At 29.6% G+C, this 24029-nt stretch carries 23 protein-coding genes; all 23 read right to left on the reverse strand.

Features of this window, described 5'->3' with window-relative positions; translation table 11 throughout:
• Positions 1-22 precede the first annotated feature (22 nt).
• Positions 23-961 (reverse strand): bifunctional riboflavin kinase/FAD synthetase, encoded by a 939-nt coding sequence (locus ACQRC6_RS07110; protein ID WP_427848348.1) that lies wholly within the window; start codon positions 959-961, stop codon positions 23-25.
• Positions 948-1847 carry a tRNA pseudouridine(55) synthase TruB gene (truB, locus tag ACQRC6_RS07115; protein WP_293557279.1) on the reverse strand — a complete coding sequence of 300 codons (900 nt, stop codon included), beginning with the start codon at positions 1845-1847 and terminating at the stop codon, positions 948-950. The genes ACQRC6_RS07110 and truB overlap by 14 nt, the downstream gene beginning before the upstream one ends.
• Positions 1844-2818, reverse strand: coding sequence for a DHH family phosphoesterase (locus tag ACQRC6_RS07120; RefSeq protein ID WP_427848349.1), 975 nt, complete (start codon positions 2816-2818; stop codon positions 1844-1846). The genes truB and ACQRC6_RS07120 overlap by 4 nt, the downstream gene beginning before the upstream one ends.
• Positions 2811-3164 (reverse strand): 30S ribosome-binding factor RbfA, encoded by a 354-nt coding sequence (rbfA, locus tag ACQRC6_RS07125; RefSeq protein WP_293557277.1) that lies wholly within the window; start codon positions 3162-3164, stop codon positions 2811-2813. Before rbfA ends, ACQRC6_RS07120 begins: the two co-directional genes overlap by 8 nt.
• Positions 3164-5470 (reverse strand): translation initiation factor IF-2, encoded by a 2307-nt coding sequence (infB, locus tag ACQRC6_RS07130; RefSeq protein WP_427848350.1) that lies wholly within the window; start codon positions 5468-5470, stop codon positions 3164-3166. The genes rbfA and infB overlap by 1 nt, the downstream gene beginning before the upstream one ends.
• A 24-nt stretch (positions 5471-5494) precedes the next feature.
• The gene (rnpM, locus tag ACQRC6_RS07135; protein WP_293557275.1) at positions 5495-5758 is read right to left on the reverse strand and encodes an RNase P modulator RnpM; all 264 of its coding nucleotides are present in this window, start codon (positions 5756-5758) and stop codon (positions 5495-5497) included.
• A gap of 26 nt (positions 5759-5784) precedes the next feature.
• A complete protein-coding gene (nusA, locus tag ACQRC6_RS07140; protein WP_427848351.1) occupies positions 5785-7062 on the reverse strand; it encodes a transcription termination factor NusA in 1278 nt (425 codons plus the stop codon).
• Between the two features lie 11 nt (positions 7063-7073).
• A complete protein-coding gene (gene rimP / locus ACQRC6_RS07145) occupies positions 7074-7535 on the reverse strand; it encodes a ribosome maturation factor RimP (RefSeq protein WP_293557273.1) in 462 nt (153 codons plus the stop codon).
• A 102-nt stretch (positions 7536-7637) separates the two neighbouring features.
• The gene (locus tag ACQRC6_RS07150; RefSeq protein ID WP_427848352.1) at positions 7638-11879 is read right to left on the reverse strand and encodes a PolC-type DNA polymerase III; all 4242 of its coding nucleotides are present in this window, start codon (positions 11877-11879) and stop codon (positions 7638-7640) included.
• 4 nt (positions 11880-11883) lie between these two features.
• A complete protein-coding gene (gene ispG, locus ACQRC6_RS07155; protein WP_427848353.1) occupies positions 11884-12939 on the reverse strand; it encodes a flavodoxin-dependent (E)-4-hydroxy-3-methylbut-2-enyl-diphosphate synthase in 1056 nt (351 codons plus the stop codon).
• A complete protein-coding gene (gene rseP / locus ACQRC6_RS07160; protein ID WP_427848354.1) occupies positions 12936-13946 on the reverse strand; it encodes an RIP metalloprotease RseP in 1011 nt (336 codons plus the stop codon). The genes ispG and rseP overlap by 4 nt, the downstream gene beginning before the upstream one ends.
• A gap of 9 nt (positions 13947-13955) precedes the next feature.
• A complete protein-coding gene (locus ACQRC6_RS07165) occupies positions 13956-14738 on the reverse strand; it encodes a phosphatidate cytidylyltransferase (protein ID WP_427848355.1) in 783 nt (260 codons plus the stop codon).
• 2 nt (positions 14739-14740) lie between these two features.
• Positions 14741-15466, reverse strand: a complete 726-nt coding sequence (locus tag ACQRC6_RS07170) for an isoprenyl transferase (protein WP_427848356.1) — start codon at positions 15464-15466, stop codon at positions 14741-14743.
• Between the two features lie 45 nt (positions 15467-15511).
• A complete protein-coding gene (frr, locus tag ACQRC6_RS07175; protein ID WP_427848357.1) occupies positions 15512-16069 on the reverse strand; it encodes a ribosome recycling factor in 558 nt (185 codons plus the stop codon).
• Between the two features lie 9 nt (positions 16070-16078).
• The gene (pyrH, locus tag ACQRC6_RS07180) at positions 16079-16783 is read right to left on the reverse strand and encodes a UMP kinase (RefSeq protein ID WP_320850464.1); all 705 of its coding nucleotides are present in this window, start codon (positions 16781-16783) and stop codon (positions 16079-16081) included.
• Positions 16784-16799: 16 nt separating this feature from the next.
• On the reverse strand, positions 16800-17444 hold the full coding sequence (gene tsf / locus ACQRC6_RS07185) for a translation elongation factor Ts (protein ID WP_293557265.1): 645 nt from the start codon (positions 17442-17444) through the stop codon (positions 16800-16802).
• 71 nt (positions 17445-17515) lie between these two features.
• The gene (gene rpsB, locus ACQRC6_RS07190) at positions 17516-18310 is read right to left on the reverse strand and encodes a 30S ribosomal protein S2 (protein WP_427848358.1); all 795 of its coding nucleotides are present in this window, start codon (positions 18308-18310) and stop codon (positions 17516-17518) included.
• Between the two features lie 366 nt (positions 18311-18676).
• The gene (locus ACQRC6_RS07195; RefSeq protein WP_427848359.1) at positions 18677-19219 is read right to left on the reverse strand and encodes a rubrerythrin family protein; all 543 of its coding nucleotides are present in this window, start codon (positions 19217-19219) and stop codon (positions 18677-18679) included.
• A gap of 108 nt (positions 19220-19327) precedes the next feature.
• The gene (prfA, locus tag ACQRC6_RS07200; protein WP_427848360.1) at positions 19328-20395 is read right to left on the reverse strand and encodes a peptide chain release factor 1; all 1068 of its coding nucleotides are present in this window, start codon (positions 20393-20395) and stop codon (positions 19328-19330) included.
• An 8-nt stretch (positions 20396-20403) separates the two neighbouring features.
• Complete coding sequence (prmC, locus tag ACQRC6_RS07205; RefSeq protein ID WP_427848361.1) at positions 20404-21240, reverse strand: peptide chain release factor N(5)-glutamine methyltransferase; 837 nt, start codon at positions 21238-21240, stop codon at positions 20404-20406.
• Between the two features lie 42 nt (positions 21241-21282).
• Entirely contained in the window at positions 21283-21486 is a 204-nt protein-coding gene (rpmE, locus tag ACQRC6_RS07210; protein WP_005956574.1) for a 50S ribosomal protein L31, read from the reverse strand.
• A 141-nt stretch (positions 21487-21627) separates the two neighbouring features.
• The gene (gene rho, locus ACQRC6_RS07215; protein WP_427848362.1) at positions 21628-23058 is read right to left on the reverse strand and encodes a transcription termination factor Rho; all 1431 of its coding nucleotides are present in this window, start codon (positions 23056-23058) and stop codon (positions 21628-21630) included.
• Positions 23059-23063: 5 nt separating this feature from the next.
• Positions 23064-24029 carry a class II fructose-bisphosphatase gene (gene glpX / locus ACQRC6_RS07220; RefSeq protein WP_427848363.1) on the reverse strand — a complete coding sequence of 322 codons (966 nt, stop codon included), beginning with the start codon at positions 24027-24029 and terminating at the stop codon, positions 23064-23066.

The raw sequence follows: 24029 nt of genomic DNA on the forward strand, positions 1-24029 counted from the left end.
TCAGAAGTACCTCTCTATTTTTTTATTTCTGTAACATATGTCTTATCACATTACATCTATTCCTTGTAATCAAAACATCTTTCGCTATTTGACTAAATAAATCTTCTATATTATTAAACTTTAGTTCAGGTCTAACAAAATTTAAAAGTTCAAGTTCTACAATATCACCATAAATATCTTTGGTGAAATCAAGTATGTGTGCTTCAATTTTTACACCATCATGTTCAACAGTTGGATTTGTTCCAATATTTGTAGATGCTTTGTATCTTTTTCCTTTAATGATAATATCACTATCATATACTCCAAACTTTGGTATTACAAAATTATCTATTAGTTCAAGATTTGCAGTAGGATAACCCATTTTTTTACCTAATCCCTTAGCATGAATAATCTTTCCAATTAGCTTATAAGGTCTTGATAATAAAAAATTAGCTTCTTTTATTTTTCCACTTTCAATAAGTTTTCGAATTAAAGATGATGAAATTTTTTCTCCATTGTAAGAAATTTGATCTATTACTTCAACAGATTCAAATAAATACTTATTCTTTTTTAAAAATTCTACATTTCCAGATTTTTTATATCCATAAGTATAATCATAACCAACGACGACGCCTTTAATTTTTAAATTTTTTGCTAAAAAGCAATCTAAAAATTTAATTGGACTATAAGACATAAACTTCTTTGTAAAATTAATGAGATAAATCAAATCTATGCCTAAATTTTCTAGAATTTCAAACTTTGTCTTGTTAGTTGTAATAATCTCTTTCTTTCCTACCTTTACAAGGTTATCTGTGTGCTCGTTAAAAAGTAAAAGACTTGACTTAATATTTAATTTTTTAGCATTTTCTATTGCCTTATTTATCAGTGCAATATGTCCTCTGTGAACTCCATCAAAATTTCCAAGTGCTATAACTGATTCTTCATTTGCAATATAATTTAAGTCTATTTCAATTATTTTCATAAGTCACCATTAAATTCTTTTTCATCTTGAGAAAAATTTCTCCATCTTTTTTTCTAATTTCTCCAATGCCTAAAAATCTATCATTTGAATAAATTCTATAATCTTCATTAATAAGATTTTTGTCTAGTTTATAAAATTGTCCCATCAAAAATTTTTTGCAAAAAAAACTTGGAATATCAAGTCTTTTTAAATTGCTAAGAGCTAAATCCATAGGTAGAATTTTTTCTTTTATTTCATTGATGCTTAATTTTTCAAAGTCAGAAACTGTTATGGAGTCTTCAATTTTAAAATTTCCTGTTCTTATACGTCTAAGTTCAGTTAAAGTTCCAAAAGTTCCAAGATATTTTCCAATATCATTTGCAAGGGACCTTATATATGTGCCCTTAGAAACGTCAACTAAAACAGTAAATTCATCACTACCATTAAAATCTATAAGTTCATTTTTATAAATTTCTATATCTCTTTTTTTGATCTCAACATCTTTACCTTCTCTTGCATATTCATAAAGTTTTTTTCCATTAACTTTTAAGGCAGAATAAATTGGAGGTTTTTGAGAAATTTTGCCAGTGAATTTAACTAAAGTTTCCTTAATTTCTTCTTCAGTAAAATTAACTTCTTTTTCATCTAAAATATTTCCAGTTATGTCGTAGGTATCAGTTAAAATTCCAAGTTTAATTTTTGCTTTATATACCTTATCACTAGATAGAATATAATCACTAATCTTTGTTGCCTTGCCAATGGAAATAACGAGAACTCCTGTCGCCATTGGATCAAGAGTTCCAGTGTGGCCTACTTTTTTTATGCCTAATTTTTTTCTAACTTTATAAACTAAATCGTGAGAAGTTATTCCCTTTTCTTTGTCAAAAATTAAAAGCCCATCTATCATAATTGTTCTTCAGCTACTTTTACTACATCTTCTTTTGCTTTGTTTAAATCTGTATGATTAATTGTACCTCCAGAAGCTCTGACATGACCGCCACCATTAAATTTTGAAGCAATTTTTGTGCAATCAAGATAGGACTTTGATCTTAGCGATAGTCTAATACAGTCGTCTTTTTCTTTTAATAAAACTGCAAGTTCAACACTATCAATATCTCTTACAAATTCAACTATTCCGTCTGCATCAGCCTTTTCAGCCTTTGATTTTATCATGTCATCCTTTGTAACAAAGACAACTGCAATTTTGTCATTGTCAAAATATTCAATAGAGTTCATTGCTCGTATCAATAAATCCGTTTTTTGTCTAGATCTACTTTGATAAACATTTACTGTAACTTCATTTATATCAATATCATATTTAAATAAGTTCGATGCAATTAAAAATGTATTTGAATTTACAGAGCTATATTTAAATGAGCCGGTATCTGTTGAAAGTCCAGTAAAAAGTGAAGTTGCAATATCTTTATTTAGTTCTAAATCAAGAGTTTCAAAAATTCTTGCAAGGACTTCACAAGTTGCAGGAGATTTGTCGTCAACAATATTTAAATCGGCAAATTTTGTATTACTAAAATGATGGTCAATATTTACAGTTTTTTTTGATGTTTCAAAAATTTTTTTAATATTGTCGCCCATTCTATTCTCGTCAGATGAGTCTAATGCAATAAATAAATCAAAAGCATTATTTATTTTGTCAGGACTTTTTGCGTATGATAAATTTGGCAAGAATTTAAAGGGATTTGGAATAGTGTCATCTAACACATAAACAGCATTTTTACCAAGTTTTTTTAACATCCCAACCATGGCTGTAACAGACCCTAAATTATCTCCATCTGGATTTAGATGAGAAGCAACTGCAATATTTTCACTTTCATTAATTAAATTTTTTAATTCAGAAGAAAGTTCTTTTAAATTAATCATTTCCACGATTTACCTCGTCAATTAATTTGTCAAGCTCAAGAGCCTTTTCTATTGAATCATCCTTAATAAAAATAAGTTCAGGCATTGCTCTCAATTTGATTTTTTTTGCCAATTCTTTTTTTATAAATCCCTTTGCAGAATTTAACCCTTCTACTGCTTCATCTCTATCAGAATCATTTCCCAGTACGGAAACATAAACTTTTGCAAAAGATAAATCATTAGTTACATCTACATGAGAAATACTTGTAATAGAAGGAATTCTAGGATCTTTTAGTTCATTTTGGACAATATTTGAAATTATTCTTTTTACTTCTTCAGATATTCTATTAATTCTCTTATTGTTCATTATGATCTCTTAACTTCCTTTATTATATAGGATTCAAGAAGGTCTCCCTCTTTAATGTCATTGAAACCATCGATTACAAGACCACCTTCAAATCCAGTTGCAAGTTCCTTTGTATCGTCTTTAAATCTCTTTAGAGAAGAAATATCGCCTTCATGAATAACTACGTCATCTCTAAGAACTTTCACTTTAGAATTTCTTAAAATTTTACCATTTAAAACATATACCCCTGCAACCATCTGATTGTTAGGAAGTTTAAATGTTTGTCTAATTTCACATCTTCCAAGAATTTCTTCTACAATATCGGGGTCAAGCATACCCTTTGCTGCTTGTTCGATATCGTTTATAATTTCATATATTACTCTGTAAGTTCTAATTTCAACGTCTTCACTCTTAGCAAGTTCCATGGCATTGATGTTTGGTCTTACATTAAATCCAATTACAATTGCATTTGATGCAGAAGCGAGTGTTACATCAGATTCGTTAATTCCACCAACTCCAGAGTGAATAATTGAGATTTTTACTTCTTCTGTTGATAGTTTTAGAAGTGATTGATTCAATGCTTCTACGGAACCCTTTACGTCAGCTTTTACAACTATATTTAATTCTTTTACATCTTCTTCAGAAATTTTTTCAAATAAATTATCTAAGCTAATTTTTGTAGTTTGGCTAAGTCTTTTTTCTCTAGTAATTTCGGCGTTTTTATCTGCAATAGCCTTTGCTGTCTTATCGTCTTTTACTGCATAAATTGTATCACCTGCGTTAGGAACGTCGTTAAGTCCAAGAACTACCACTGGCATAGATGGACCAGCTTTTTTAACTTTCTTGCCCTTATCATCTTCCATTGCTCTAATTCTTCCTGAACATACCCCAGATACAATTGAATCTCCAAATCTTAAGGTACCGTTTTTTATAAGAACAGTAGCCATAGGACCCTTAGCCTTATCTAAGTTTGCTTCAATAATTGTACCAATAGCTCGTCTGCTAGGGTTAGCCTTTAATTCCCTCATTTCAGCAACTAGAAGAATCATTTCAAGAAGTTCGTCAATACCTTCACCAGTTTTTGAAGAAACACCAACAACTATTGTATCTCCTCCCCATTCTTCAGCAACTAAATTTTCATTCATAAGTTCTTGTTTTACCTTTTCGGGATTGGCTTCAGGCTTGTCAATTTTTGTAATTGCAACAATAATAGGAACTTCAGCAGATCTAGCATGTGAAATAGCTTCAATAGTTTGTGGCATTACACCATCGTCTGCAGCGACAACAAGTACAGCAATGTCTGTCGTTTGAGCTCCTCTAAGTCTCATAGAAGTGAAAGCTTCGTGTCCAGGTGTGTCTAAGAAAGTAATTTTCTTTCCAGCTAAATTAACTGTGTAAGCTCCAATATGTTGAGTAATTCCACCAGCTTCTGATTGAGTTACATGAGTTTTTTTAATGGAATCAAGTAGAGATGTTTTACCGTGGTCAACGTGTCCCATTACTGTAACAACAGGTGGTCTAATTTTTAAATCTGTTTCTTTATCTTTTTTTAATAGTCCATATTCTTCTTCAATTGAATCATCGAGTTTTTGTTCTTCTATTTCAATTTCAATTCCAAGTTCATCTGCTAAAAGAACACAAGTATCTTCATCAATACTTTGATTTTGGTTAGCCATAACTCCGAGGCTTATTAATTTAGTAATTACTGTAGATACAGATACTCCAAGTTGATCTGCAAAATCTTTTACTGTAATTGGTGCAATCACTATTATAGGATCATCTCCTTTGCTATCTTCTTCCGTTTTGTGTCTTGATTTAACTTTTTTCTTTGGCTTTTTCTTAGTTAAATCTCTATTATAGGAGTTGTTAAATTCCTTTTTATTTTCTTTATTATTTTTAAATTTTTTCTTTTGATTTTTACTAAAATTGTCATCATCAAAAGAGTCTTCTTTTTTTGTTTTGTGAATTTTATTTTTATGAATTTCCTTTTTGTTTTCATCAAAGGAATCTTTATTTAATTGATCATGTTTCTTTTGATTTTTAACTTCATTATGTCTAATATGTTTTTCTTGTTTTTTCTTATTAGAATCTGTAACTTTTCTTTTATCTTTTGCATCTCTATTATTTTTAGAATTATTATTCTTTACAGGAGATTCATTCTTAGAAGAATTTTTTGCATATAATTTTCTTATTTTTTCTTCATCAGCACTTTCTAAAGTTGACATATGGTTTTTTACAGGTATTTGCATTTCATTTAATTTTAAAATTAATTCTTTACTAGTAATACCAATTTCCTTTGCCAATGCGTGCACTCTAATTTTTGACAAATTGAACACCTCCTCAAAAGAAGCTTAATCCACAGAATTAATTAGTTTTTCATATATTTCCTCACTAATTTCTGTTTTAAATGCCCTATTTAGGGATTTTGACTTTATCGCTTTTTCCAAACAATTTTTGTCATTACATAAATAAGCTCCTCTTCCATTTGCCTTTCCAGTTTTATCTATAAAGATTTCATCATCTTTGTTTTTAACCACTCTAATTAAATCTTTTTTTGGTTTTTGTTCACGACAACCTATGCAAGTACGCATAGGTATTTTCCTAATTTTAGTCATTTTTTACTCCGTTAAATTAAGAATTTTTAATCATCATTTTCTTCATTTTCTTTTATTTCTTCAAACTTATCAGCGTCTTCATTTTCTTTTTTGAAAAAATCTAATTCCAAATTGTCATCTTCTTGAATTTCTTTTCTTTCAGTATTTTTAGAAAAGTCTTCAGAACTATGAATTTCATCAGAACTTTCCATTTCTTCATGCATTTCTTTCTTTGCATTTGCAAATTCGTCAGCTAACTCTTCTTCAGTAATTCCTCTATCTTCTAGATAAGCTTCAAATTGTTCATTAGATTTAATGTCAATTTTCCATCCAGTAAGCTTGGCAGCAAGTCTAACATTTTGTCCTTCCTTACCTATGGCAAGAGATAATTGGTAATCTGGAACTATTGCAAGTGCAGATTTTTCAGCTTCATTTACAAATACTTTTTCTACTTTTGATGGACTTAAAGAATTTGCAATAAATTTGTCAATTTCTTTTTCATAAATAACTATATCAATTTTTTCATTATGAATTTCATCTACAATCGCATTAACTCTTTGACCTTTATATCCAACACAAGCTCCTAGAGGATCTACCTCAGGATCTCTTGAAAATACAGCTATTTTTGTTCTTGAACCAGCTTCTCTTGATATAGAATAAATTTCTACTATTCCTTCACTAACTTCCGGAACTTCTAATTCAAAAAGTCTTTTAATTAAATCTGGATGCGACCTTGAAAGAATAATTTGCGGACCTTTAGTAGATTTTTCAACTGATAAAATTAACATCTTATATCTATCGCCATGTTCGTATCTTTCATTGATAATTTGTTCACTATATGGGAGAATAGCTTCAGTTGTTCCTAAATCTACATATACATTGTTGTACGCTTTTCTTTGAACCACTCCAGTGATAATTTCTTTTTCTCTTTCAACAAATTCTTCGAAAACAATATCTCTTTCAGCATCTTTTATTCTTTGAATAACAACTTGTTTAGCCGTTTGAGCTGCAATTCTGCCAAAGTTTTTTGGATGTATTTCTAAATTATAAACATCTCCAATTTCGTATTTTGGGTCTATTCTTTTTGCATCTTCTAAAGATATTTGAAGTTGTTCATCTTCAACATTTTCGACAACATCTTTTGATGCAAATAACTTAATTTCTCCAGTTTCTCTATTCATATTAACAATTACATTTTGAGATGTGCCATAATTTTTTCTATAACTAGAAACTAAAGCTGATTCCAAAGCTTCGAAGACAATTTCTTTAGAAATCCCTTTTTCCTTTTCAATTTCATTCAAAGCGTCTATAAACTCTTGGTTCATTTAATCCTCCATTAAAATTTAATAGTTTGTTTCATAGATGAAATTGATTTAATAGGTATAACAATATCTTCATCATCAATTTTACAATAAAAGTTTTCATCATCGTATTTGTCTAAAACAAAACTAAATTCTTTTTTTCCGTCAATTGGTGCATAAAGTTTTACATCAACTTCATTTCCAATATTTCTTCTATAGTCATCTTTTGTTTTTAAAGGTCTATCAAGTCCCGGTGAAGAAATTTCAAGATAATAAGGATTTTTTAAAATTTCAAGATTATCCAATTTTTTTTCTAAATTTCTACTCATTTCTGTGCAGTCATCAAGATCAATTCCTTCTTTTTTGTAAATAAAAATTGATAAAAGGTCGTGTTTTGATCCATTTTGAAATTCTATGTCTACAATTTCGTAACCTAGTTCTTCTGCTACCTCTTCAGCTAGTGGGTAAATCTCTTTTTTTAATTCTTTTTTATTCACTTAACACCTCACTACTAAAAAACAAAGAGTGGGTTAACCCACTCTTTACACTAAAATATCTTTCTTATTAAATTATAACACATATTGCTAAAATTACAACTTTCAAAAATTAAATAATGAAATTTGATTGGTCTCATCTAGATCATTTAACATTCCGTTTTTTTGTAAAATTGTTATTACAGAATTTCCTGCCTTTGTTCTCTTAGAAAAATCTTCCACTGACAGAAAAATAGACTTCTGAGCTTCTTCTTCAATACTATTTGCACAGTTTTCTCCTATTCCAGGTATGGCTCTAAGTGGCATTCTTATCTTATCATTTTCGATTGTGAATTTTGAAGCCTTTGATTTATATAAATCTGCTTGCAAAAATTCGAAGCCTCTTGCATACATTTCAAGTGCAACTTCAGAAACTCTTATCTCTCCCTTATCCTTGGCTGTTGGATTTTGAATTTCTTTTAAAGTCTTAATTCTGTTTTTTAAAAAATTTGGCCCTTCAATAATATTTTCTCCGTTAAAATCATTTAGCTTAATAGTAAAATATGTTGCGTAAAAAGCTAAAGGATAATTTAATTTATAGTATGCAATTCTAAATGATAACATTACATATGCAACTGCATGAGCCTTTGGAAACATATACTTAATTTTTTTACAAGAATCAATATACCATTCAGGTAAATCTAACCCCTTCATTATTTTTTCTTGCTCTTCAGTAAGTCCCTTTCCTTTTCTTACCTTTTCCATAGTGTCAAATGCCATTTTATTTTCTGCACCAGCATTTATTAAATAAACCATAATATCTTCTCTAGTTGCTATTACATCTTTTAACTCTGCTCTTCCTGAGTTCACAAGTTCCTGAGCATTTGAAATCCAAACATCAGTACCATGAGATAACCCAGAAATTCTTACAAGGTCTGCAAAACTCTTTGGTTTTGTTTCCACAAGCATAGCTATTACAAAGGATGTACCAAATTCTGGTATGCCAAGTGTTCCTGTATCACATGAGAAAATTTCTTCATCCATATTAAAAATTTCTGCACTATTAAATATTGATAGTACCTTTTCATCGTCAAGTCTAATTTTACTTGAATCAATTCCTGTAAAATCTTCAAGCATCTTTATAATAGTTGGACCGTCGTGACCAAGTATGTCAAGTTTTAAAATCTTTCCATGAATAAAGTTATAATCAAAATGTGTAGTTATTACTCCAGAAGCTGGGTCATCTGCAGGATATTGTATTGGCGTGAAATCAAAAATACTTTTATTCTTTGGAACAATCATAACTCCGCCAGGATGTTGTCCACTTGTTCTTTTGCCATCAGTTATTTCTTTTGCCAATCTATCTACTTCTATTGGAGAAATATTTTTATTTTCAAAATATTTTTTAACATAACCATAGGCGGTTTTTTCTGCAATCTTTCCAATTGTACCAGCTCTAAATACATATCCTTTGCCAAATAACTCTTCGGTATATTTATGAGCTTGGGGTTGGTATTCTCCCGCAAAATTCAAATCAATATCAGGTTCCTTGTCACCATAAAATCCTAAAAATACTTCGAAAGGAATATTATGTCCGTCTTTTTTCATTGGAGTTCCACATTCTGGGCAAAGTTTATCTGGCATATCAACTCCGCTGCCAAATTCCAAATTTTTTGTAATTTCAGAATGTTTACAATTAGGACAAATATAATGTGGCGGAAGTGGATTTACTTCTGTTATACCTGACATTGTAGCTACAAAAGATGATCCAACAGAACCTCTAGAACCTACTAAAAATCCATCATCATTAGATTTTTTTACAAGTTTTTGCGCAATAATATAAAGCACAGAATATCCATTTGAAATAATAGATTTTAATTCTTTTTCAAGCCTTTCTTCTACTATTTGCGGAAGAATATCTCCATAAATTTCGTGAGCTCTTTTATAGGTCATTTCTCTTAAACTTTCATCTGAACCTTCAATAACTGGAGGATATTTTCCATCGGGAATTGGTTTTATTGATTCTATTTCATTTTTAATTTTATTAGTATTAGTTATTACAACTTCATAAGCTTTTTGATTTCCCAAATAAGAAAACTCATCAAGCATCTCCTCTGTAGTTTTAAAATAAAATTTTTGCTCGCGATTTGCTCTCGGGTCAGGTCTTCCTGGCTTTCCGTTTAAAACAATTCTTCTTAAAATATCTTCTGATTCTTCAAGATAATAGGTATTTGAGTCTGCAATTACAGGAATTCCTAATTTTTCTCCAAGCCAAACAATTTTTTCATTAATTTCTCTTATGTCATCTATGCAAAATTTTCCATCTTGAATTTCAATTATATTGTCACTTGCTGGTTGAATTTCTAAAAAATCATAATATTTTGCAATTTCTAATAGTTGATGATCCGGGCACCTCCTATAAACAGCATCAAAAAGTTCTGAGCTTGCAAGACCAGAGCCAACTAGTATGCCTTCCCTATATTTGTCTAATAAAGTTCTAGGAACTTTTGGAGAGAAATTATAAAACTGCATATGAGAAGCTGAAATTAGTTTATATAAATTTTTAAGCCCGACTTCATTCTTAACTAATAAAAGCAAGGAACTTTCAAATAAACGTTTAGAATCTATGTTTACAATTTCTTTGTTTAAATTATCAAAATTAAATTCTTTATCTTTTTTAAATCTTTCAATTAATTTTATAAACATAGCTGCAGTAGCTTCGGCGTCATTAACAGCTCTATGTGCGCCAATAAGAGATACGCCTAAATTTTTACAAAGAGTTCCTAAATTAAATCTCTTCATATCAGTCATAATTGCCCTTGCAAGGATTAATGTATCGAGAATAGGGTGATTAAATTCTAAATTATTGTTGGCATATTCTCTTCTAATAAAAGAAATATCGAATTTAGCATTGTGCGCTACGAGAACTGAGTCTTTGGCAAAATCGAAAAATTTAGGAATTATTTCTTCGATGGTAGGTTCATTTTCTACTTTTGAATTGCTAATTCCTGTCAGTTCAACAACAACTTGTGGAATTTCCATTTCTGGATTAATTAACTGTGAAAATCTATCTACTATTACTCCGTCAACAATTTTTACGGCACCAATTTCTGTAATTTTATCCTTTCTTGATGATAATCCGGTAGTTTCTATGTCAAATACAACATAAGAATTGTATTTTTTATTTGAATCATAATTTGTTACGATTTTTTCTTCATCATCTACAAAATTTATATCTGCTCCATATAAAATTTTAAGTCCATTTGCTTCTCTTGCTTCCATTGCTTCAGGAAAACCTTGAACATCGTTGGTATCAGATATTGCTAAGGCATCATGACCCCATAGCTTTGCCCTTTTTGCAAAATCAGTAAAGGAAGTTACTCCTGACATTTGAGACATTTTTGAATGAATTCTAAATTCAGTCCTTTTTTCCTTAGAATAATCCATGCGAATAACTTTATCTTTTTTTTCAATGTATCTAATCATAATAGTTTCACATTTTGAAAAATTATCATAGCTTACATTTCCAGTTATTAAAACATGTTCGCCATTTTTAAAGCTTTCTAAAAAATCTCGAGCCTTTTCTGGCTTTAAAAATATTTTTGCAAGAGTTGACGTTGTATAGTCAGTTATAGATAGAGAAATTAAAAAGTTTCCATTTTTTAGTTCTCTGCTTTCAACATTAAATATATCAACTTCTACGGTTACTTTTTGGGAATTTAAGTTTACGTCTATAAGTCTTTGAATGTTTTCAACTTCTTTTTTACCGTAACTATTAATTTTTTTTGTTTTGCTTTCCCCTTCATTATTAACTGTTTTTGTCTTTGTTTCCAATTCTTGTTTTGCAGAAATGACTTCTTCCGCTTCATCAATTTGTGAGATAAAAGATTCAAGATGTTCTTCTTCAACTATTTCTTTTACAAAATCAAAATTTATTATGTAAGATCCAAAAACTTTAAGTTCTTTTTCCAAATAAGCCCCAAAACCATTTTTTGTTAATGTGTAATAGGCTTCTTCTGTTGGTACTTTTATTTCGATTTTAGAATTCTCTTTTTTAATATCAATTTCATCAATCCAAATTTTTGATGAAGGATTGTATTTTAAAATTTCTGCACAAATTAAATCATCTTCACTTTCATAGAGAGAAGATGATTTAAACTCAATATAAATTTTATATTCTTTTAAATTTCTTGAAAATATTTCTTTTATATTTTTCTTTAAACTATTTTCTAGTTCATCTTTAGCTGACACTATAAAAAAAACTTCTCCAGTATTTCTATTTCTTTTAATGGATTCAATATAAATATCTTCAGAAATATCAATAGAAGTAACTTCTAACTTTTTAAAAATATCCTTTAATAAAATCAAATCATCACCCAATTTTTTCAATCTCTTGTAATAATTCACTTAAAAGTTTATCTTCTGGAACTTTTCTAATTATTTCACCTTTACTAAAAATAAGTCCTTCTCCATTTCCACAGGCAATTCCAATGTCAGCTTCTCTTGCTTCACCAGGTCCATTTACTGCACAGCCCATAATTGCAATTTTTAAATTCTTATCCATTGAATAAAGCTTATCTTCCACAGTATTAACAATTTCAATTAAATTAACTTTAGTTCTTGCACAAGTTGGACATGAAATTAAATCTATTCCTTCTCTACGAAGATCTAATGCTTTTAAAATATCCTTTGCAGCTATAACTTCATCTAATGGATCAGATGTCAATGAAACTCTTATTGTATCGCCAATTCCTTCGGCTAAAAGAGTTCCTATTCCAATAGCAGATTTAACTATTCCCTTTTTTGGCGTTCCTGCTTCAGTAACTCCAAGATGAAGTGGATATTTTGACATTTGAGAAAATTTTCTATAACTATCAATTGTTAAATTTACATTTGAAGCCTTTAAAGATACTGCAATATCGAAAAAATTATTTTTTTCGAGAATTTCAACTTCTTCCATTGCACTTAAACATATTGAAGATGCATTAACTCCCTTAAATTTATCTAAAAATTCTTGCTTAATAGAACCGGAGTTCACACCAACTCTTATTGGAATATTATGAAATTTACAAGCTTCTGTTACTTCTTTTATCTTCCATGAGGCTCCAATATTTCCAGGATTTAGTCTTATTGCATCACTTTCATTTTCCGCTGCAGCAATTGCAAGTTTATAATCAAACTGAATGTCAGATATTATTGGAATTTTAATTTCTTTTTTTATTTTTTTAAGAGCGGCTGCATCTTCTAAATCATTTACCGCCATTCTAATAATGTCGCAACCTGCATCTTCTAATATTTTTATTTGTGAAACAGTTGATTTTACATCTTTAGTATTGGTGTTTGTCATTGATTGGATAGAGATAAAAGCATCTCCTCCAATGGGAACATCGCCAACATAAATCTTTTTTGTTTCTTTTCTGTTTATCATTTATTAAACAACCTTCCAATATCATTAAATATAGTTACATATATCATTAAGCTAAATAAAAGACTCATTCCAATTAAAGAAAGTTTTTGTTCAATTTTTTCATCAATTGGCTTTCCTCTTATTGCTTCAATTAATAAAAAGAAAAACTTTCCACCATCAAGTGCAGGAATTGGTAATAAGTTAAATACACCTAAATTCACTGAAATTAAAGCTAAAATTTGTAAGAAATTTAAAAATCCCTTAGAGGATTCAGATCCTATCATTTGTACAACTCCAACTGGGCCTGAAAGGTATTCAATTTTAAAAGAGCCGTCTAATATCACTTTTAAACTTTTTAAAATTATAATGGACATATCAAGAGTTCTTTTTGCGCCAATTTCTATTGATTTAAAAAAGGAATGTTTCAACTTAGATGTAATACCTATTAAATACATTTTATTTTCTTCAGAATATTTTGGCTTTAAATTAAAGCTTAATATTTCGCCTTCTCTATCTACTTTTAAATTTAAATTTTCATCTTTTTTGTCCCTAATCAATGAATTAATTTTGTATATATCTTTAGTTTTTATTTGGTTAATTTCTACAATTTTATCTCCAGATTTTAAACCAGAAATTTCAGCTGGAGAATTTTTTATTACATTTTCTATTTCATTTGATCCATAGCCAACTATGGAAAAAATAATTGTAAATGCAAGAAATCCTAACACAAAATTCATGAAAGCTCCAGCCAAAACAACTGCCATTCTCTTTAAAATAGAAACATTATTAAATGCCCTTGGATCATGTGAGTTTTCTTCTTCACCTTCCATAGCAACATAACCACCAATCGGAAGTGCTCTAAAGCTATAAAAAGTATCTCCCTTTTGTTTTTGGATAAGTTTTGGACCCATACCAATGGAAAATTCATTAACCTTTATTCCTGAAAGTTTTGCAACAGTGAAGTGTCCAAACTCATGAAGCATTACAACTAATAGAAAAACTGCAACAGAACTTATTAAAGTAATCATTTATCCTCCTTAAATAAAATTATACAAAATGAACACAAAGGGACTAATAAAAATTAAACTGTCAAATCTATCAAGTATACCGCCATGTCCAGGAAGAACTTGAGCGTAATCTTTTATTCCTGTATATCTTTTTATCTTAGAAGCAAATAAATCCCCAAATTGACCAGCTACGGAAGCTAAAAAAACAATTAAAACAACAAGAGCATTTATATTATAAATGGAATTGTATTTATTTAACATAATAAAATATGTCGTTGTAATAACAAGCGCAAAAAATGTGCCGCCTATTGCACCTTCTACAGACTTGTTAGGACTTACTCTTTCTATTAATTTATGCTTTCCAAAAGTTGATCCAACAAAATAAGCGAAAGTATCTGTTGAAAAAGATATTATAAAGGCAGAAATAATTAAATAGATATCGTCAATACTACCAAGTAAATTCAATAAAAATATAGCATAAAAATAAGTAAAAAAAGTGTAAGTGTAATTGCTTATATCATAATTTTTTAAAAATACTAAAAGGCATGAGTTAACAACAAAAAAAAGAACAAGAGAATAAATTAAGTTTTTATCAAAAAAAGAACATAAAAAAGTTATAATTGCACCAAAAAATAAAACTGGCAAACATAACTTAATGCCTTTAATGTGAAGAGCATTGTAAATTTCTCTAACACTTTCAAGAGTCAAAAGAAAAATTGAGATCTTAATAGCGTTTATTCCCAAATAAAAAATTAAAATTATTAATAAAATGCCCAATATTCCCGTGATAACTCTTTTTTGTAAATCTTTCAAAATTATAGTCCTCCGTACCTTCTGTTTCGCTTTTGAAAATCATAAATTGCCTTGTAAAATTCATTTTCATGAAAATCAGGCCACAATACATTTGAAAAATAAAATTCGCTATAAGCTAATTGATAAAGTAAAAAGTTAGAAACTCTGTATTCTCCACTAGGTCTAATTAAAAAATCAAGATCATCTTGTTCTTTTGTGTATAAATAGTTTTTAAAGTTTTCTGTGTTGATATCATCAATGTTAATTTTATTAGCAATAACTTCCTTGCAAATCATTTTTGTCGCTCTAACAATTTCACTTTGACCACCATAATTTAGCCCAATATTTAATATCATTCTATCATTTGATTTTGTTTCCTGCAATGCATATTCAATTAGTTTCACTATTGTGGGTGGAAAAACATTGTAGTCGCCTAATACATTAACTTTAACATTATTTTTTTTAATTTTTTCTAATTGAGCTTTTATGTAAAAAGCTAATAAGTCCATAAGTTTTGAGATTTCATTATCGGGCCTCTTCCAATTTTCTGTAGAAAATGCATATAAAGTTAAGGATTTTATATTTATTTTATAAGCTGCCTCAACTATTTCTATTACTCTTTTAGTTCCCTCTTTGTGCCCAAAAGTTCTTGGCATATTCCTATTTTTTGCCCATCTTCCATTCCCGTCCATAATTATCCCCACATGTTTCGGAATGTTATTTAAGTCTAATTCTTCGTAATAATTCATAAAACTCCTTAAAAAAAGAGCCTTAGAATAATCTAAGGCTAAAAATTAAATTTCCATAAGTTCTTTTTCTTTATTTTCTGCTACTTTGTCAACTTCTTTAATATATTTATCTGTCAACTTTTGAATATCTTCTTCATATGAAACCTTGTCATCCTCAGAAATTTTCTTAGCTTTTTCAGCTTTTTTAATATCTTCCATAGCATCTCTTCTAATATTTCTAATAGAAATTTTTGCTTCTTCAGCATATTTGCCTACTAATTTTGTAAGATCTTTTCTTCTTTCTTCTGTAAGTTGAGGAATAACAAGTCTAATAATTTTTCCATCATTTGAAGGTGTTATTCCTAAATCTGATTTTAATATCGCTTTTTCAATTTCAGGAATTAAAGTAGAATCCCAAGGTTGAATTGTAAGTAGTCTTGGCTCTGGAGCAGAAAGACTAGAAACTTGATTAATTGGAGTTTGTTGTCCATAATATTCAACATGAATTTTATCTAGTAAAGTAGTATTAGCACGACCTGCTCTTATAGATTGAAGTGATTCAACTAATGATCCTACAGTTTTTTTCATTCTGGATTCAGAATTATTTTTTAGATCAGATATCATAATATCCTCCTATTTAACACTTGTACCAATTTCTTCGCCACACACAACTTTATACATTGCATCTTCCTCATCAATTCCAAAAACCCTTAGAGGTATATTGTTATCCATGCAAAGTGTAGTTGCAGTGCCATCCATTATTTTTAAATTTTTATTTAAAATTTCTCTATAACTTAAATTGTCATATTTTTTTGCATTAGCATTTATATTTGGATCAGAGTCGTAAATTGCATCTGTACCTTTTTTAGCCAAAAGTATAACATCGGCATCAATTTCTGCTGCCCTAAGAGCAGCGGCAGTATCAGTTGAGAAATATGGATTTCCAACTCCAGCTGAAAATATAACAACACGACCCTTTTCTAAATGTCTTATAGCACGTCTTCTTATATATGGTTCTGCAACTTGCTTCATCTCTATAGCAGTTTGCACACGAGTAATAACGCCTAATTTTTCTAAAGAGTCCTGTAATGCTAAAGCGTTCATAACAGTACCTAACATACCCATATAATCAGATGTGGCACGATCAATATTATTTTCGTCGCGTCCCCTCCAAAAGTTTCCGCCACCTACAACAATTCCCGTCTCAACACCTAATTCATAAATTTTCTTTACTTGCCTTGCAATTAAATTGACATAATCAATATCAATTCCAACGGAATTTGAACCTGCTAGTGCTTCGCCGCTGAGTTTTAAAACAATTCTCTTATATTTTGGCATTTACTCCTCCAATTTGTTAACCTATTTGTTTAGCTACTTCTTCAGCAAAGTTTTCTTCTCTTTTTTCAAGACCTTCGCCAACTTCAAATCTAACAAATCTTCTGATCTTTATATTTTCACCAATTTTTGCTATTAAATCATTTAAAATATCCTTGATTTTTTTGTCTGGATCTTTAATAAAATCTTGGTCAAGAAGACAAATTTCTTCATAGAATTTTTCCAGTCTACCTTCTACCATTTTTTCAATAATATGTTCTGGTTTATTTTCTCCTCTTGCTTGTTCAGTAAGAATATTTTTTTCATGCTCAACTTCTTCAGCAGGAACTTCTTCACGACTAACATATTTTGGAGCAACTGCAGCAACTTGCATAGCAATATCTCTAACAAAATTTTTAAATTCTTCGTTTTTAGCAACGAAGTCTGTTTCAGAGTTTACTTCAACTAAAACCCCAATTCTTCCACCATGAATGTAAGAGTCAACAAGACCTTCAGATGCAATTCTTGAAGATTTTTTAGCAACAGATGCCAAACCTTTTTCTCTTAGAAAATCAACTGCCTTGTCCATATCTCCATTTGTTTCTGACAAAGCTTTCTTGCAGTCCATCATGCCTGCTCCAGTTTTTTCTCTTAATTCTTTAACTAATGCTGCTGTAATAGCCATTTTAATTCACTCCTTATTTATTTTAAAAAAAGAGAGTTTTAAAGGATTACTTTAGAACTCTCGAAATATCTTTACTCTTCTATAGTTGACTTTTCATCCTCAACAGTTTCTTCGTTTTCAATAGATTTTACAGAAACATCTTGAGTGGATTCATCATAATCATCATCGTTATCTTCAATTTGGCTTCCTTGTTTTCCTTCGATAACTGCATTAGCAATAGTTTCAGTAATAAGTTTTACTGCTCTAATTGCATCGTCATTTCCTGGAATTGGAATATCTAATTCTTCAGGGTCGCAATTTGTATCAACGATACCGATAACAGGAATTCCTAAAATATGTGCTTCTTTAACTGCAATTCTTTCTTTTTTAGGGTCAACTACAAATAGTGCTTGAGGCATTCCCTTCATTTCTTTAATTCCGCCAAGGAATTTTTCAAGTTTTTCTCTTTCATGTAGTAATTGAGCAACTTCTTTCTTTGGAAGAACATCAAATGTTCCATTTTCTTCCATTTCAAATAATTTGTATAGCCTTTCAATTCTCTTGTTAATAGTCTTATAGTTAGTTAAAAGACCACCTAACCATCTTTCATTAATATAAGGCATACCACATTTAGTTGCTTCTTTTTCGATTGCGTCCTGAGCTTGTTTTTTTGTACCAACAAAAAGAATTTCTCCACCATTTGCTGCAATCTCTCTTACGAAATCATAAGCTTCTTCAACTTTTTTAACAGTCTTTTGAAGGTCGATTATATAAATACCGTTTCTTTCAGTAAATATAAATCTCTTCATCTTAGGATTCCATCTTCTAGTTTGGTGTCCGAAGTGAACACCGGCTTCTAATAAATTTTTCATTGAAATTACTGACATTTAAGCCACCTCCGTGTTTTTTCCTCCATTTTTATCACTTATCAAAGGGACCAAATTGGCAACTCCTTAGATATCAAAAAATGTGTGTATTAGTTACCGGATAAAAGTATAACATAATGTGTTAAAATTAGCAATATTTTGTTTATTTTATATTGACCTTTGCCAGTATTTAAAATTAAAAAAATAAAATTCTCTAAAGATTTAGAAAAAACTTTAATATTATATTAATACATAAAAAGACTAAGTTAGTCTGCCAAAAAATTTTAATTTTTTCAAGAAATAGTAAAAAATATATAAAAAAAGAGTCAATATCATACTACCGACTCTTTTATGTATTAGCCTCTCTATAAGAGAGACTTTTTTAAATTAGTAAGCTATAAATTTGCTTCCTGCACATCCGCAAATTGGACATTTTTCTTCTTCTTCAAATGCTATATATCCACATACAGGACATAGATAAATATTTTCAACATCAAGATCTTTACCTGAATCTACAGCTTCTTTTGCAGTTAAATATCTTTCAGCGTGAACTTCTTCAGCAGCTGTTGCAAATTTCATAGCTTTAACAGCTTCTTTTTCTCCTTGCATTTCTGCAACTGCGATAAAAGCAGGATACATTTGAGTTGATTCAAATATTTCTCCATTTCTTGCAGCTTCAAGATTTTCAGAAGTGCTATTAATTCCAAAACCAGCCATTGATGTTACAGGAAAATCACCTGATACATCTTTAAGAGCTTTGAAATGTAGCGTTGCGTGAATTTTTTCTGCATCAGAAGTTGCATCAAAAAGTCTTTTTACATTTTTAAATCCATCTTTTTCAGCTACATTACCCCAGATATTATATCTAGTACGAGCTTGAGATTCTCCTCCGAATGCTGATCTTAAATTATCACTTGTCATTTGATTCATAATATTACCCCCATAAAATTTAATAATAAATTACTCTTATTATTATAGACTAATATTTATGAAAAATCAAATAAATATACTAAAAAAATCTAATATTTGTCTAAATTATTAATCTAAATTTTCAATTTTTTTTGTTTGATCATATGTTATCAAGGCGTCTATTATTTCATCTAAATCTCCATCATTAATAGCGTCAATTTTGTGGGATGTAAAATTAATTCTGTGATCAGTTACCCTTCCTTGAGGATAATTATAAGTTCTGATTCTTTCAGATCTATCCCCAGTTCCAATTTGCGAAGATCTTTCCATTGATTCTTTCTCATTTTGCTCTTGAAGTTTTAAATCATATAATTTAGACCTAAGTAGTTTAATTGCTTTTTCCTTATTTCTAAGTTGTGATTTTTCGTCTTGACAAGAAATAACTATTCCAGTTGGAATGTGAGTAAGTCTTACTGCAGAGTCAGTTGTATTTACACATTGTCCACCGTTTCCAGAAGCACGGAATACGTCAAATTTAATTTCTGTAGGATCAATTTCAACATCTACATCTTCGGCTTCTGGTAAAACTGCAACAGTAGCTGTAGAAGTATGAATCCTTCCACCACTTTCTGTTTCGGGAACTCTTTGAACTCTGTGCACTCCTGATTCATATTTTAATCTTGAGTAAGCCCCATTTCCTATAATCATGAATACAATTTCTTTAAATCCCCCAATCCCAATTTCGTTTGAAGAGATTGTTTCAACTTTAAATCCAGATCTTTCTGCATATCTAACATATTGTCTATATAAAACTCCAGCAAAAAGAGCTGCTTCATCTCCGCCAGCTCCAGCACGAATTTCAACCATTACATTTTTATTGTCATTTTTGTCTTTTGGAATTAACAAAATTTTCAAATCATTTTCTAATGATTCCATTTTTTTTGTTTCTTCATTTATTTCATCTTTTACTAAATTTTTAAATTCATCATCTAATTTTTCTTTAATCAATTCTTTATTTTCATTTAAAGATTTCAAAGTATTTTTATATTCTCTATATTTTTCAACAATAGGTTCAATTTCGGCATGCTCAATTGCCTTTTGTTGATATAACTTAGAATCATTAATAACTTCTATATTGCTTAAATCTTTTTCAAGCTCTATTAATTTATCTTCAAAAACAGAAAGTTTTTCGTACATATTTGCTCCTATACTTTTAATTGTCCAACTACTACTCTATCTAAATTGTTTAGATCCTTAAAAATTTCAACATTAAAATTTTTTCTCATGAGCAATGAAACATCTTTTGCTTCATCATAACCTATCTCAAATATTAAAAATCCATTTTTATTTAAGTAATCTTGTGACTTTTTTATTATTTTTCTATAAAAATAAAGTCCATCACTTCCACCATCTAGGGCAAGTCTTGGTTCGTGATTTCTCACCTCAACTTGCAGGTTTTCTATTTCACTAGTTTTAATATAAGGAGGATTTGAGTAAATTAAATCAAATTTTTCTTCAACTTCCTCAAATAAATTGCTCTTTAAAATTTTAATATTTGATTTTAAAATTTTTTTATTTATATTTGAATTTTTAATTGCGTAGGGACTTATATCAACTGAAGTAATATTAATTTTCCCTGCACTTTCTAAATCAACAGTAATACTCACAATGCCTGTTCCACATCCAATTTCAAGCATATTTTTAATATTATTTTCTTTAACTAGTTTTAATATTATTTCAACAGAAGTTTCTGTATCCTGTCTAGGTATTAATACATTTTCTAAAACTGTAAAAGTCCTACCATAAAAATCTTCTTTTCCAAAAATATATTGTAGTGGTATTCCTTCTTGTCTTTTTGTTAAAACATTGAAATAATTTTCTTCTATTGATTTTTCAAGTTCTTCATCGTCATGTGCAATTAAATAATACAAGTCTTTATTTAAAAGTTCTGTTAAAATTTTTCGCGTTTCAAAAGCAGGATCTGTATATTCTAAATTTTTTAAAAATTTTCTTCCCTCAATAAGTGCATCTTTTATTTTCATAAATTTAAGTAATAAAAAAGGTTAGCTAGGCTAACCTTACTGTCATTTATTTCTCTTGTATCTGCTATTGAATTTTTCAATTCTTCCGCCATGATCAGAGAGTTTTTGCTTTCCTGTAAAGAAAGGATGACAAGCTGAACAAATTTCAACTTTTAAATCTTCTTTAACAGATCCTGTTTTAAAAGTATTGCCACAAGCACAAGTTACTGTAGCTTCTTTATAATCTGGATGAATTCCTTTTTTCATTGTTTAGCCCCCTTAAAGTATTTTATAACTCAATTTTTATATTATAACATAATTTTCATTATTATACAAATTATATTTATTACCTCAATTATTATACAATAAACTAGGCTATAAATCAACATTTTAAGAAACAAAGATAAACTATTTATTTAAAAACTCTGAATTACTCTTTGTATTTGAAAGTTTATCTAAAAATTTTTCGGTTACATCTTCAATATTCTCTTCGTTTAAATTTTTTCTAAACTCGTAATTAAATGCTAGCTCGTCTTTATTCAATAATAGTTCTTCTTTTCTTGTGCCAGATTTTAAAATATCAATAGCAGGAAAAATTCTCTTTTCTGAAAGAGTTCTGTTTAAGTGAAGTTCCATGTTGCCCGTTCCCTTAAACTCTTCAAAGATTACATCATCCATTCTTGAACCTGTATCCACAAGAGCCGTGGCAAGTATGGTTAAACTACCGCCCTCTTCAATATTTCTTGCAGCACCAAAAAATCTCTTTGGTTTGTGAAGTGACAGAGGATCAAGTCCTCCAGAAAGAGTTTTGCCACTTGTGGGCGTGATTAAATTATAGGCACGAGATAATCTAGTTAAAGAATCTAAAAGTATTACAACATCTTCTTTATTTTCAACTAATCTCTTAGCCCTATCGATTACCATTTCAGCAACACGAGTGTGATTTTTAGGGTTTTCATCAAAGGTTGAATACACCACTTCACCTTTAACAAATCTTTTCATGTCCGTAACCTCTTCAGGTCTTTCATCAACTAACAATACTATCAAATGCAAATTGGGATAATTTATATTAATTGATTTAGATATTTTTTTCAAAAGAGTTGTCTTTCCAGATTTTGGTTGAGATACTATTAGTCCCCTTTGACCAAGTCCTACTGGTGAAAGCAAATCTATTACTCTCATTGCTATATCTTCCTCTTTTGTCTCTAAATTAATTTTATTTTTAGGATAGATTGGAGTTAGATTGTCAAAATAAGGTCTGTTCAATACTTTTGAAGGATGCATTCCATTTACTAATTTAATATATAACAGAGCATTAAAACTTTCTCCATCCTTTGGAGGAGATTTAATTCCAAGAATTTCATCGCCATTTCTAAGTCTAAACTTTCTTATTTGTGATGGGGACACATAGATATCCTCTTCACTTGGAAGATAATTAACTCGTCTTAAAAATCCATAACCATCTTGATGAAGTTCTAAAATCCCTTTAACATAGTCTTTTTCTTCTAAATTTTTTAAAGTTTTTTGTGCATTTTCTGAAAGATCTAAATTTTCAATTTTTTCATTTTCTCTTATTAAATTTATTTCTTTAATTAGTGCTTCTTTTTTTAAACTATAGGATTTTTCAATTCCATAATCTTTAGCAATATCTCTAAGTTCAGAAACTTTTAACCTCTCCAAAGGTTCATCTTTCAAATTTTTATTTTGGATCTCGCCTTTAATAATATAATGTTTTAAATCTTCAATATTATATTTTTCAACATCTTTTAATCCTAATGATTTAGAAATTTTTCTCAAATCATCTATGGATTTATTTTTTAATTCATTGTCATTGTTCATAATAATTATTTTGCGTAATCAGGTTTTAAATCAAGAGAGTGAATTGATTTTATAAATCTTTGCGTTCCACTAGGAAGTCTTAGGACTAAAGTTTCAGTCTTTGCTTTATTGTCCCCGTAGTATTTTACTCCTTCAAGAATTTCTCCAGAAGTAATACCAGTTACTGAGAAAATAACTTCATTTCCCTTTACTAAATCTTCAATTGTATAAACCTTTTTTAAATCTGAATCTAAATCCCTACATCTTTGCTCTTGCTTTTCATCTGTTGGATGAAGTCTTCCTTGGAAATCTCCACCTAAACATTTTAAGGCTGCAGCTGCAATTACCCCTTCAGGTGCACCTCCACGACCAATTACAAGATCAATTCCAGAATCTTCATAACAAGTTTCAATAGCTGTAACAACATCACCGTCAGAAACTTTTTTAACTCTCGCTCCAATAGAAATTATCTCATTAATTAGATTTTCATGTCTAGGTCTATCTAAAACAGCTACGACTATATCATTAATATTTTTGTTAAGAGCTTTTGCTACTCTTTTAATATTTTCAGTTGGTGTATCGTCAAGTTTAATAAGTCCCTTAGCTTTTGGTCCACAGGCAATTTTATCCATGTATATATCAGGTGCATTTAAAAGACATCCTTTAGGAGCTACTGCAAGTACAGCGATAGAATTATCAGTACCATTTGCAATAGAATTTGTTCCATCAATAGGGTCAACTGCAATGTCTACTTGTTCTTCGCCTTTTTTTGTACCAATTTTTTCTCCAATATAAAGCATAGGAGCTTCATCAATTTCTCCTTCGCCAATAACTACAGTTCCATCAATATCAACTGTGTCAAACATTCTTCTCATCGCATCAACTGCGGCACCATCTGCTGCATTTTTGTCTCCCCTTCCAAGCCATTTACCTGCTGAAAGTGCTGCCGCTTCTGTTACTCTTGCTAAGTTTAGTGCTAAATTTCTGTCCAT

It is taken from the genome of Peptoniphilus sp. SGI.035 (assembly GCF_050315115.1).
In the GTDB taxonomy this organism is placed as follows: Bacteria; Bacillota; Clostridia; order Tissierellales; family Peptoniphilaceae; genus Peptoniphilus_A.